Annotated in this window: 8 protein-coding genes; 4 read left to right on the top strand and 4 right to left on the bottom strand. The window is 76.1% G+C overall.

Going from position 1 to position 12,262, the window contains the following annotated elements:
• Positions 1-151: 151 nt before the first annotated feature.
• Both LN042_RS09750 and LN042_RS09745 read right to left on the bottom strand, forming a co-directional pair.
• On the bottom strand, positions 152-673 hold the full coding sequence (locus tag LN042_RS09750; RefSeq protein ID WP_230050783.1) for a YbaK/EbsC family protein: 522 nt from the start codon (positions 671-673) through the stop codon (positions 152-154).
• Positions 674-1,223: 550 nt separating this feature from the next.
• Positions 1,224-1,490: a hypothetical protein gene (locus LN042_RS09745; protein ID WP_230050498.1), complete on the bottom strand. Its 267-nt coding sequence runs from the start codon at positions 1,488-1,490 to the stop codon at positions 1,224-1,226.
• A 19-nt stretch (positions 1,491-1,509) separates the two neighbouring features.
• Between LN042_RS09745 and LN042_RS09740 the strand changes: the two genes are divergently transcribed.
• The 4 genes from LN042_RS09740 (at position 1,510) to LN042_RS09725 (ending at position 7,471) form a co-directional block, all read left to right on the top strand.
• Positions 1,510-1,683, top strand: coding sequence for a sigma factor-like helix-turn-helix DNA-binding protein (locus LN042_RS09740; protein ID WP_249800845.1), 174 nt, complete (start codon positions 1,510-1,512; stop codon positions 1,681-1,683).
• Entirely contained in the window at positions 1,680-2,549 is an 870-nt protein-coding gene (locus LN042_RS09735; protein ID WP_230050495.1) for an anti-sigma factor family protein, read from the top strand. The genes LN042_RS09740 and LN042_RS09735 overlap by 4 nt, the downstream gene beginning before the upstream one ends.
• Positions 2,550-2,968: 419 nt before the next feature.
• Positions 2,969-4,495 carry a hypothetical protein gene (locus tag LN042_RS09730; RefSeq protein ID WP_230050493.1) on the top strand — a complete coding sequence of 509 codons (1,527 nt, stop codon included), beginning with the start codon at positions 2,969-2,971 and terminating at the stop codon, positions 4,493-4,495.
• 177 nt (positions 4,496-4,672) lie between these two features.
• Positions 4,673-7,471: an ATP-binding protein gene (locus LN042_RS09725; RefSeq protein WP_230050491.1), complete on the top strand. Its 2,799-nt coding sequence runs from the start codon at positions 4,673-4,675 to the stop codon at positions 7,469-7,471.
• Positions 7,472-7,488: 17 nt separating this feature from the next.
• On the opposite strand, the gene LN042_RS09720 is transcribed toward LN042_RS09725, so the two are convergent.
• Entirely contained in the window at positions 7,489-10,320 is a 2,832-nt protein-coding gene (locus LN042_RS09720; protein WP_230050489.1) for an ATP-binding protein, read from the bottom strand.
• A gap of 193 nt (positions 10,321-10,513) precedes the next feature.
• Positions 10,514-12,247 carry an aminotransferase class V-fold PLP-dependent enzyme gene (locus LN042_RS09715; protein WP_230050487.1) on the bottom strand — a complete coding sequence of 578 codons (1,734 nt, stop codon included), beginning with the start codon at positions 12,245-12,247 and terminating at the stop codon, positions 10,514-10,516.
• Between the last annotated feature and the right edge of the window lie 15 nt (positions 12,248-12,262).

The raw sequence follows: 12,262 nt of genomic DNA, 5'->3' as shown, positions 1-12,262 counted from the left end.
CCGGCCGATCGGGACGCACACCGGGCCGGCGCCGTACGCACGGCGGTGACGACTGGTGGTGAGGCGCACGTGAGGACGGCGCGCGGCATCGCAATGGTGCGGGCCGGTCGGCCGCACCGGGTTCGCTCGGTGCCCCGTGCTGTCCGCACCCTCACGCAGCCAGGCCCGGCAGCACCTCGGCCGCCGGTAGCCGGGACAGTGCCCAGCCGGGGAGGATCAGCTTGCCGCGACGCCGCCCGCTGCCGACGAGGACGTACGGCGCGGCGGCCACCGCCTCGTCGATCAGCAGCGGCCAACTGCTCGGCAGGCCGACCGGTGTGATGCCGCCGTACTCCATGCCGGTCAGCTCGACCGCGGTGTCCATGGGGGCGAACGACGCCTTGCGCGCCCCCAGGTGCGTGCGGACGGCCTTGTTCACATCCACGCGGGTGCTGGCGAGGGCGAGGCACCCGGCCAGCGTGACGTCCCCGCCGCGCCTGGCCGCGACCACCACGCAGTTCGCGGAAACCTCCGGCGGAACGTCGTAGACCTCGCAGAACACGGTGGTGTCCGCCTTGCCGGGATCGGTGTCCACGTACAGCACGGACTCGGCCGCCTCCCGCGCCGCCCAGTGCGTCAGAGCATCAGCCACTGGGCCGACGAGCTGCTCGCGGACCTCCAGCGCCGTGCTGATGGCCGTGAAGTTCCCGAAAGGAAGGTGCCGGTGCTCGCTCGTGGGGCGGACTGTAGCGCAGAGCACCGCTCCCCGCCGCGAGACCGGAAGACGCCGGCTGCCTGTGGTGCGTACCCCGGTCGCCCTCGAAGTCGACCGTCACGGCGCGCACTTGACCTGGCGCTGGGAGCCTCGGCCCGTCGGAAAAAGACCATGAGCACCGGTGAACCGGCTGCCATCCCCGTCCGTCATGCAGCAGTGGCCGGTCGCCGAAGGCGGTGGCCGGGGCCGCGAGCACGAGGACTGGGACATTGACGAACCCTGCGGACGAGCGCCGGGTGGCGCGGGCGCTGCATGCCCGACATGCCGGCGCCGTGCACCCGCACGCCCTGGCCACGGCCGGTGGGGATCGGGCGCGGGCGGCGGAACTGCTAAGACTGGCGCTGCTGGCGGTCGTCCGACGGCCGGTCGTGGCGCCGGACCGTGAGGTCCGTGAGCGGCTGGCGGCCGAGGTCAGCCGACTGGCGGCCCCGGCCGGCGGCATGCGGCGCAGGTTGCTGCCGCCATGGCGTCAGCCCGCGTCAACCCCGGCCCCGGCCTCGACCCCGGCCCCGGCCTCGACCCCGGCCCCGGCCTCGACCCCGGCCCCGGCCCCGGCCCGGGCCCCGGCCTCGACCCCGGCCCCGGCCTCGACCCCGGCCCCGGCCTCGACCCCGGCCCCGGCCCCGGCCCGGGCCCCGGCTCCGGCCCCGGCCTCGGCCGCGCCGCCGGGGCCGTCCGGGGCGAGTGGCGTGCTGCCGGCGCCGTCGTGCGCGGACTCCGCCGGCCGGTCGGCCATCGCCGAGGCCCTGGGCGCGTTGCCAGTGGAGCAGCGGGAGGCGATCACGGAGTCGTTCCTCAAGGGCCGGACCGTCCATCAGGCCGCCGACTTGCTCGGTCTGCCCCCGCAGGCGGTGAAGTCCCGCGTCTTCTACGGGCTCCACCGCCTCGCGCTCGCCCTCGAAGAACTCGAAGAACAGGAGTCGGCGTGAACCGGAGTGCCGCCTGCGCCGAGCTCGGCGCGTACGTGCTGGGCGGACTGGACGAGGCGGAGCGGGACCGGTTCGAGGAGCACCTGCTGACCTGCGACTACTGCCTGGGCGAGGCCGACTCCTTCCAGAAAGTGCGGGATCTGCTGCTCCCGCTGGTCGGGCAGCCGGTGGAACCGGTCGAGCCCCCGGTCGGCTACGTCGATGTGCCAACGCCGGGCGAAGCACCGCCCGTTGTCCCTGACGACTCCCTGCCCGACGAGGCTGTGCTCACCGAGGGGGTGCCCAACGAGGGGATGCCCGACGAGGGGGTGCCCGACGAGGGCGTGCGCACCGAGGAAGCGCTCACCGAGGATGTGCTCACCGAGCTGCTCGCCGACCTCGCCCGTGAGCGGCACCGCCGCACCTGGCGGGTCGCCGCGGCCCTCACCGCCGGCGCCGCGCTGCTCCTCGCACTGCCGTTCGTCACCTTGTGCCTGGGAGGGGGGAGCGTGGTCGGCCCGCCCGCCGCGGGCCCGACCCCGAGTCCCGCCGTGATGCTGATGATGACCGGCGAGCAGCACCGGGCCGCCGACCCGGTCACCCGGGTCTCGGGGGCGGTGGCGTTGGAGGACAAGGCCTGGGGGACCCACGTGGCGCTCCGGCTGAGCGGGATCGGCGGTCCGCTCACCTGCTCGCTGGTGGCGGTGTCGAAGGGCGGCCGGCGGGAGACGGTGACCAACTGGTCCGTACCGCCAGTCGGTTACGGCACTCCGGGCCACCCGGACGACCTGGTGGTGCACGGTGGCACCTCGTTGTCCCACGGACAGCTCGACCACTTCGAGGTGCGGACGGCGGACGGGCGGGAGCTGCTGTCGATCCCCGTCTGACGACGCGAGCCGCGACGAAGGGGCTGCCCGCACCGCGCGGGCAGCCCCTTCGAGGCGTTGTCGAGCCGCGGTGGCAGCGCACCGGCGGGCACGCCTCAGGCGCCGGCTCCGCGCAATTCGGGCAACCGGCCCGCGCGGCAGCGTTCGGTGGCGGAAAGGCGGGTCACGGCCGTTGCTACCGAGCGGAAACGGTGTGGGTATCCGCATGGCAAACGACATGGGAAACGGTGTCGGCAAGGGCGCGGGAATCCGCGCCCGGCTTTGACGAGCGCGCCGGCCGCCCGGTTCACCAGTCGGTCCCGTGATCCACCTCACGCGGTCGTTTCCGGAGCCGACTGAGAATTCCGCCGCCGAGGTCCGTAACGGATCCCGAACGGTCGCGAACAGCACGCGGCCCGCTGAACTGTGGGGAATGGCAGATGATTCGAACCCGGGTGGCGTTGACCGCAGCCGTACTGGCGGCCGGCATGGCGGCCTTGACGGGCTGTTCGGGAGACGGGACGGCGTCGAAGCCCGGCGCCGCCGCGACGACGACCACGGCACCAGTGGACTACCAGCCCGGCACCGCGAAGGAGCACAACGCCCCTGGCGGCACCGGCGACTTCGCGACCGGCCCGGCGGGCAACCCGGCCGCGCTGAAGTGGGTGCAGCTCAGTGCGGGCGCCTCCGGGGCGCTCAACCCGGTGGTCCACAACGGCGCGGGCTTCACGCTCTACCGGTTCGACAAGGACTCGGCGAACCCGTCGAAGTCCGCTTGCGTCGGCGCCTGCGCCGCGGCCTGGCCGCCGGTGCTGGTCCAGCCGGGCGCCCGGATCTTCCTGGACGGCGTGGCCAGGTCCGACGTCGGCGTGGTCAGGCGCGACGACGGCAACTGGCAGGTCACGCTCGGCGGTTGGCCGTTGTACCGGTACGGAAAGGACACCGCGCCCGGCCAGACCGGCGGCCAGGGCGCGGGTGGCACTTGGTTCGCCGTCACGCCGGAGGGCGGCAAGGCCGGCGAGAGCCGGCAGGGCACCGACGCGGACACCGGTATGGAGTACCGCAACGGCACCGCGACGCAGAACGGCGCGCCGCCCAACACCGGTGACCTCTACACCGGTCCGCGCAACTCGCCGGAGGCGATGAAGTGGGTGCAGCTGACCGCCGGTTCGGCCGGCGGGCTGACCCCGGTCGTGCACGACGGCGCGGGCTTCACGCTGTACCGGTTCGACAAGGACTCGGCGAAGCCGTCCAAGTCGGTCTGCGACGGCGCCTGCGCGACCACCTGGCCGCCGGTGCTGGTGCAGCCCGGTTCGCGGATCTTCGTCGACGGCGTGCCGACCTCCCAGGTCGGGGTGGTGACCCGCTCGGACGGCAGCCGCCAGGTCACCATCGGCGGCTGGCCGGTCTACCGGTTCAGCAAGGACACCGCGCCGGGCCAGGTCAACGGTGAGGGCGTGGGCGGCACCTGGTTCGCGGTGTCGCCGCACGGAGCGAAGGTCCTGCCGGCGGACGGCGGCAGCGCGGCGCCGTCGGGGTCGGCGTCGGGGTCGGCGTCCGGTTCGGCATCGCCGGGCGCCGCCCCGGCGAGCACGGGTGCGGGTGCGGGCACGGCCGCGGGCGGCAGCACGAGCGCGTCGCCCAGCGGTTCCAGCGGCGTCCCCTCGCCCACCACCGCCGCCTCCACCGCCGCCGCCGCCCCGGTCGTGCTCGGCAATGGCGTGGTCACGCTGGACACCGGCGTCAACTTCACCGAACCCCACGGCTCGGAGAACATCGCCGGTCCCGGGTGCCAGAACGTCTCGATCCCCGATTCGGCCTCCTCGCTGGACCTCAGCGGCGGCCCGGTCAAGATCTGGACCGGCCGCGACTGCACCGGCACCTCGGCCGTGGTGACCGCCCGCATCGCCGACCTCGGCACCATCGGGTTCGACAAGAAGATCGAGTCGATCCGGTTCGGCGGCTGAACCGAGCCCGCCCAGCACAACTCGGTCCGCGCGGCGGGTGGTTGACTCCGCCGGTCCCGTTCCCAGGCGCTCGTCGCCGGTGAGGGGGCGCGATGCCGCGCCGACGTCGGCCGGCTGACCCGCCGCCGGGGCCACGTACGCTTGCCGCGGCAAGACGGGTTCCCTGGGGAAGGTGACGTGGCGGCGCGCGAGGAAGTGCTGTTCGGGCGGGACGAGGAGATCGCGCGGCTGTCGGAGCTGCTCGACGGGGCGGAGCGGGGTTTCGGGGCGGCCGTCCTGATCGAGGGCGAGGGCGGGATCGGCAAGACCTCGCTGACCCGGGCGCTGGAGGCCAGGGCCCGGGCCGCCGGGTTCACGGTGCTGCGCGGCACCTGCGACGAGGCGGCCGGCGGGCTGCCGCTGTCGCCGGTGCTCGATGCGCTGGGGGTGCACCGGCGCGGTGCGGACGCGGACGCGGACGCCGAGCGGGCGGAGATCCGGCGGTTGCTGCGGGTCGGTGCCGGGGCGCGGCAGGACGCGGTACCGGCGCTGGTCGAGCGGCTGCTGGGCCTGGCGGAGCGGACGTGCACCGAGCGGCCACTGCTGCTGAGCCTGGACGACCTGCAGTGGGTGGACGACGCCTCGGCGCTCTGGTGGCAGCGACTGGCGCGGTACGCCGACCAGTTGCCGCTGCTGCTGGTCGGCGCCATGCGGCTGCGCGGTGCGTCGGCCGCGGCGGACGCGCTGCGGCGCGGCCGGCTGCGACAGCGCGGACCGGTGGTGCGGCTGGCGGCGCTGGACGGGCCGGCGCTGACCGGGTTCGCCGCCCACGCCCTGGGGGCGGTGCCCGGCCCGCGACTGACCCGGCTGCTGTTGGACACCGGGGGCAATCCGCTGCACGCCGCGGAGTTCCTGGCCCACGTCACCCGCGAGGAGCTGCTGCGCCCGGCCGGCGACGGCCGCCCCGGGCTCGACCTGGCGGCCGACCTCCAGGGCCCCACGCTGACCGGCGCGGTGCGCAACCGGATCCGCCATCTGCCCTCCGAGCAGCGCGAGTTCCTGCAGACGCTGAGCGTGCTGGGGCCGGACTGCGGCACCGAGGAGGCACTGGCGGTCGTGGACGGCGAGGCGCGCGACGTGGCGCGGCTGCTCGCCGACGCGGTGACCGCCGGCCTGCTGGCGGACGACGGCGCCACGACGGCCTTCCGCAACCCCCTGCTCCAGCAGGCGCTCTACGAGCTGATCCCGGGGGCGCTGCGGCCGTCGCTGCACGCCCGGGCGGCCCAGCGCCTGCAGGAAGCGGGCCTGCCGCTCGACGGGGTGCTGCGCCAGCTCGCGAAGGCCGCCGCGGCCGGCGAGGTCCGCGGCTGGGCGCCGCAGGGGAGTTGGGCCCTGGGCTGGCTCACGGAGCACACCGAGACCCTGGTCAACCGTGCTCCCGCCATCGCCGTCGAGCTGCTGTCACCGCTGCTCACCGCGGACCGCACCGGAGCGCCGGCCGCCGCCGTCCACCTGGCGCTGATCACCGCCCTGCAGCGGCTGCAACGCCACGACGAGGCGGCCGAGTCGTGCCGTCGCCTGCTGGCCGACAGCGCCGATCCCGCGGCGATCGGCGAAGCGAGCTACCGGCTGACCGTCCACCTGCAGCGCAGCGGCCGGTTCACCGAGGTCGTCGAGCTCGCCGAGCAGGTCGTCGCCAGGGGCGACGTGCCGCCCGAGTGGGTCGCCGCCATCTGGGCCACCGTGGCCACCTCCGAGGACAACCTGGGCGACAAGGAGGCGGCGCACCGCCACGCCGACCGGGCCATCGAGCTGGGCACGGCCTGCGGCGCCTGGTTCGCGGTGGGGCTGGCCTGCTGGTTCAAGTCCCAGTTCCTGATCAGCGAGGACCCGGCCGCCGCACTCCGGGCGGCCGGCCAGGCCGTCGACGCGCTTCGCCGCGACCCCTCGCTGCGCTTCATGCTGGCCATCGCCCAGGGCGGCACGCTGCTCCCGCTGCACCAGCTCGACCGGTGCGGCGAGACCGAGGACGCCGTCGAGTCGCTGCTCGCGACCATCGGGCAGCTCGGCGGCGCCACCCCGCACGCGACCACCTTGGACCTCTTCGAACTCCGGTTCCGGCAGGGGCGTTGGGACGAGGCGACGGCCGAGGTCGAGCACCTCGTCGAGGAGGACCCGGCGGAGAACTGGTCGCTCTACCTCCTCCAGGGGATGCTCGCCGTCATCGCCGCGTACCGCGGGGACGAGGAGCGGCTGCGGTTCCACCTCGACAAGTGCGCGGGCATGCCGGGCGGCGAGTACGACGTCCACGCCGGGCAGTGGCAGCGACTGGCCCGGGCCGTGGCGGCCGACCGCGCGGGCCGGCCGGCCGAGGCCGTGGCCGCCCTGCTGGAGCACTTCGACCCGGCCCGGGTCAACGACCAGGACGCCCGCTTCCGCTGGCTGCCCCAGCTGGTCCGGTGCGCGCTGGCCGCCGGCGACCGCGCCACCGCCCGCCGAGCGGCCGGGATCTGCCGCACCGAGGCTGAGCGCGCCGCCGTGCCGTACTGGCGGCAGAGCGCCGCGCACTGCGCGGCGCTGCTCGCCGGCGACGCGGCCGCGCTGCACGAGGTGGCGGCCTACTACCAGCACACCGACCGGCCGTTGGAGAGCGCCCAGGCGCTGCACGACGCCGTGCTCGCGCACCGCGCCGCCGGTGAGCACCGCAAGGCCGAGGCCGCCGCCGACCAGGCGCTGGCCGGGTACCGGCGGCTCGGCGTGGTCAGCAGCCTGTCGGCGGCACTCGACGGCCCGCAGCGGGGCTGGGACGCCCTCACCGCCACCGAGCGGCGCATCGCCCTGCTGGCGGCCCGGCCGCTGTCCAACCCGCAGATCGCCGCCGAGCTCAACCTGCCGCGCCGCACCGTGCAGACCCACGTCTCCCGGATCCTGGCCAAACTCCAACTGCGCTCCCGGGTGGAGATCCCCCACCACGTGCCCGACCCCGCGGCGGCCTGAGCGGGGACGCCACCCGGTCAACCGGCCGGGGGAGCGGCCCGGTGAGCCTGGCGGGCCAGCTCCTTGGCGATGGCGACCCGCGATTCGGCGCCGAGCTTGCCGAGCACGCGCGAGACGTGCGTCTGGACCGTCCGGGGGGAGACGGCCAGCCTGGCCGCGATCTCCGGGTTGGACAGCCCCCGGCCCACCAACTGGGCCACCGTCAGCTCGGCCGGCGTCAGCGCCGCCCAGCCGCTGGGCGGTCGGTCGCCGCCGGCCGGGCGGTGCGCCGAGGTCTCGACGCCGGCCGAGCGCAGCCGCGCCTCGGCCCGGCGGGCCTCCGCAGCGGCGCCCGACTCCCGGTAGCGGGCCAGCGCCTCGGTGAGCGCCGCGCGCGCCGCCGCGGCGTTGCCGCGCTCCGCCCGCACGGCGGCCAAGTCCTCCAGCACCCAGGCCGACTGCGTCCGGCGGCCGACCGCACGGAAGTACTCGGCCGCCGCGACCAGCCCGACCTCGTCCGCGTGCGTCAGCGCCTCGCACCAGCCGAGCACCTGGAGCCGGTTCGGCAGCGGTTCCACCCGCACCGCCTCGCGGGCCAACGCGACGAAGCGCTCGGCCGTTTCGGCGTGGCCGGTCGCCAGCGCGAGCCGCACCGCCCGCGGCACCCACAGCAGCCGGTAGGCGTACCCGCCGACGTACCGCCCGGTCAGCACGGTCTCCAGGGACCGCAGGGCGCGCAGCGGGTCCCCCTCGCGCTCGGCCGCCAGCGCCTCCGCGGCGGCCAGCATGACGGCCTGCCAGCCGACCGCCCGGGAGCCGGCCAGTCGGCGGGCCTGCGCCAGCTGGGCGGCCGCCTCCCGCGGCTCGCCGCAGACGGCCAGCCGCACCGCCTGGGCGCAGTGGGCGGTGAGCATCGGCTGGGGCTCCTCGGGGCGGCACAGCTCGGCCAAGTCGGCGGCGGCACCCGTCCAGTCGCCGTCCCGCACCTGGCGGACGAAACCGGCGACGGCCGCCCAGCGCGGATCGCGCGAGTCCGACCGGCCGGCCCACTCCTCGGCCTCCGCCTGGGCCTGGTCTGCCTCGGTGGATCTGTCGAACTCGCCCAACAGGTCGGCGAGTTCGGCCAGCACGACGGCGCGCAGGCCGGGCCTGCCGTCGCCTGGTCCGGCCAGCCGGTCACGGGCGTCCGCCAGCAGCTCCAGTGCCCGGCCGCTGTCACCGTCCGCGCGGGCCAGCACCGCTCGGCACAGGGTCAGCAGCGCCCGGGACCACGGGTCGGCCGTGACCTCGGCAGCGTCCCGACCCGCCGCCGGCCAGGGCCCGGGCCGGTCACCGACGGTGAGCAGGGAGAAGGCCAGTGCCGCGCCGAGCCGGGCCCGCAGCACCGGCGGCACGCCCGGCCGGGCGAGCTGCTCCCGGCACACCCGGGCGGCCTCGGTGTGCCCGCCGGCCAGGTGGAGGCCGCGGACGAAGTCCCAGGCCACGGCGGCGGTCAGGGCCGGATCGGTCGCGGTGGCGAGGATCTGCCGGGCCAGCTCCATCGCCTCGCGGTAGCGGCGGGTGCGCAGCATGGCACGGGCCAGTACCGCCCGGAGCCCGACCGCCCGGTCGTCGGCGCGACCGTGTTCCAGCGCGGTTCGCAGCAGCGGCACGGCCGTCTCCGGTGCCCGCTCGACCAGCAGGGCGGCCTGGTCGTGCAGCCAGCTCGCGGCCCAGTCGTCCAGCTGCGGGCCGGACTCGGCGAGCAGCCGGGCGACCTGCGCCACGTCCGCGCCCACCCCGGCCAGCCGCCGCGCGGCATCGCGCCGCAGCACCCTGCGCAGGACCGCGGGGATGCTGTCGACGACACCCCGCCAGAACACCGGGTGGCGGAACTCCAGCCCGGTCTCCCGGGAGACCAGCAGTCCGGCCGAGACCGCCTCCTCGACCGCCGTGAGCAGCGAGGTCGCCGAGCGGCCGGACACCGCGGCGACGTCGGCGAGTTCCGCGCGACGGCCGAGCAGGGCCGCCGTCCGCAGCAGGTCGGCGGCGTCCTCCGACAGCTCGACCAGCCGTAGCCGGGCGACCTCGGTGAACGCTATCGCCGCGGTGCCGTCGGCGACGTCGACCTCCCGCCCGGTGCGGTGCAACGCTCCGGCGTGCTCGAGGGCGTCGAGCAGGTCCAGCAGGAAGCGGGGGTTGCCGCCGGCCTCGGGCACCAGCCGGCGCAGCCCCGCACCCGGAGCCGCGCCGAGGTGCCGCCGGGCGAGTTCGACGGCCTCGTCCGGCGGCAGCGGCCGCAGCTCGACCAGGTCGCCGCGCTCCGCGGCGGTGCCGACCAGCCGGGCCACGGGCTGCGCCCACGTGCCGCCGCGCAGGCCGCCGAGCAGGACCAGGGGCAGCTCGGCGGCGAGCCGGTCCAGCCGCTGCCACAGCGCCACCGACGCCTCGTCCAGCCACTGCGCGTCGTCGATCAGCACCACCAACGGCCCCCGGGCGCACTGCTCCGTCACGACCTCCAGCAGCACACCGCTGGTCGCCGTGACCGAGACACCCCCGCCGCCCGCCCTGGCGAGGTCGGCCAGCTCCGGGTCGGAGCGGTAGAGCGGGAGCCCGTCGGCGGTGCGGCACTCCAGGAACGGCAGCAGCGGCAGCCGCCGACCGAGCTCGTCGGCGGCCCCGCGCCAGACCTGCGCCCCCGCGTCCACCGCCTCGGGCAGGCAGCACTCCAGCAGGCTGGTCACCCCGGCACCGGCCTCGCCCGACACGAAGAGCGAACCGCCCCGCCCGCGCAGCCCGGCCGCCAGGCGTTCGCGCAGCCGGGCGGTCTGCGTGGCGCGCCCGACCAGGCGCGCGGGGCCGGCCGCCGCACGGGCGTGCCGCTCCGCCATCCGATCCGCTCCTCACCCGCTGCCGGCCTGCCACTCCCGCGGCGGCAACGGCAGGTCGCCACCGCAGGCCGGTCGCGCTGCCGGCTGCCGACCGCTGATCAGCCCCCATTCTCCATGATCCGCAAGCGGCGGTCGGCCCAGGCCGTGGGGGCCGCCTCCGGCCAGGCCCAAGTGCTCGCGCCCGTGGCCGGGCTCAGGTCGTGGGCGGGAGCGGGAACCAGCGCAGCGCCTCGAAGCCGGCGGGCAGCCCGTTCGGCCCGCCGGGCGCCGCCGCCCGGAGCCCCCCGAGCGGCGCCCGGGCCTCGGGTCGCCGCCCCGCGAGCAGCGCCCGCGCCTCGGCGAGGTGGCCGCGGAGCGCATCCTCCCCCAGGGGCGGACGGCGGGCCGGCCGGCCGAGCGGGTCGGGCCCGTCGAAGCGCAGGTCGGTCAGTCGCAGCGGTGGATCGCCGGCGGCCGCCCGGTGGCGCCAGCGGCCGGTGCGGGGGCAGAAGCGGTAGTCGGGCAGCAGGCGGTGGCCCTCGGCGGCGATCAGGTCGACCGCGTCGACGACGTAGTCCCGGACCGTGTCCGACATGAAGTACGGGAAGCTGACCCGGGTCCAGCCGGGCTTGAGGCCGTCGAAGCCGTGCTCGACGATCTGCTCGCGGAAGGCCTCCGAACGCTTGGGGCCGATGCCCAGCAGCCGGTGGCCGTAAGGGCCGGCGCACGAGCAGCCGCCGCGGGCCTGGATGCCGAAGAGGTCGTTGAGCAGCGCCACCACGTAGTTGTGGTGCAGGAACTGCTCCTCGTGGCGGATCAGGAACGAGACCACGGGCAGGCGCGGCACGTCGACGTTGCCCAGCACCACGATGTCGGGGTTGTCCCGCCAGCGGGCGAGCGCCGCCCGCCAGGCCCGTTCCTCCCGGGTGTGGATGAGTTCGGTGCCGACCGCCTCCTTGAGGGCGAAGACCAGCCCGGCGCGGATCGACTCCACGATCGCCGGGGTGCCGCTCTCCTCGCGGGCCACCGGATCGTCGAGGTAGCGGTGGTCGGCGGGGCTCACGTAGGAGACGGTGCCGCCGCCCGGCGCGGTCGGCACCGCGTTGCGGATCAGCTGGCGCCGCACCACCAGGACGCCCGGGGTCTGCGGGCCGCCGACGAACTTGTGCGGGGAGAGGAACACGGCGTCCTTGTGGTCGCCGCGCCCGGGCGCCGACCCACCGACGCGGATCGGCAGGTAGGGGCCGGCGGTCGCGAAGTCCCAGACGGACAGCGCGCCGTGGGCGTGCAACAGGTGGGCGATGGCGTCCGTGTCGGAGCGGATGCCGGTGACGTTGGACGCGGCCGAGAAGCTGCCGATCTTCAACGGCCGGCCGGCGTGGCGGACGAGCCGGGCCCGCAGGTCGGCCAGGTCGATGCGGCCGTCGGCGTCCTCGCGGATCACCACCACATCGGCGGCCGACTCCCGCCAGGGCAGCTCGTTCGAGTGGTGCTCGTACGGGCCCACGAAGACCACCGGCCGCCGCTCGGCCGGCACCTCGGCCGAGGACGCGGGGCCGGCCAGGCCGAGCAGGGCCACCAGCCGGTTGACGGCGGCGGTGCTGCCGGAGCCGCAGAACAGCACCAGGTGGTCGTCGGTGCCGCCGACCGCCCGGTGGATCAGTGCGCGGGCGTCCTCCCGCAGCCGGTTGGTCTGCAGGCCGGTGGCGGAGCTCTCGGTGTGCGTGTTGGCGTAGTGGGGGAGGACCGCCTCCCGGACGTGGTCCTCGATGAAGTCGAGCGACCGGCCGGAGGCGGTGTAGTCGGCGTACGTCGTCCGCCGGGGGCCGTAGGGCCCGTTCAGCACCTCGCCGTCGCCGATCAGGCCGGCGCGGACGCGGTCGAGGAGGGCCGGGCCCGACCCGACGGGCGGGGCGGGGCGCGGCACCGTGGTGGAGGCGGTTCTCATCTGCTGCCTTCGCGT

Source organism: Kitasatospora humi (assembly GCF_020907985.1).
Classification (GTDB): Bacteria; Actinomycetota; Actinomycetes; order Streptomycetales; family Streptomycetaceae; genus Kitasatospora; species Kitasatospora humi.
The sequence above is the reverse complement of the archived record's forward strand: the minus strand, read 5'-3'. Positions and strand labels throughout refer to the sequence as shown.

What these genes read in the sequence shown, in the direction of transcription:
- LN042_RS09715 (WP_230050487.1), bottom strand. Translation starts at nt 12,247, where the DNA reads ATGAGAACCGCCTCCACCACGGTGCCGCGCCCCGCCCCGCCCGTCGGG.
- LN042_RS09745 (WP_230050498.1), bottom strand. Translation starts at nt 1,490, where the DNA reads ATGGCCGACCGGCCGGCGGAGTCCGCGCACGACGGCGCCGGCAGCACG.
- LN042_RS09720 (WP_230050489.1), bottom strand. Translation starts at nt 10,320, where the DNA reads ATGGCGGAGCGGCACGCCCGTGCGGCGGCCGGCCCCGCGCGCCTGGTC.
- LN042_RS09730 (WP_230050493.1), top strand. Translation starts at nt 2,969, where the DNA reads ATGATTCGAACCCGGGTGGCGTTGACCGCAGCCGTACTGGCGGCCGGC.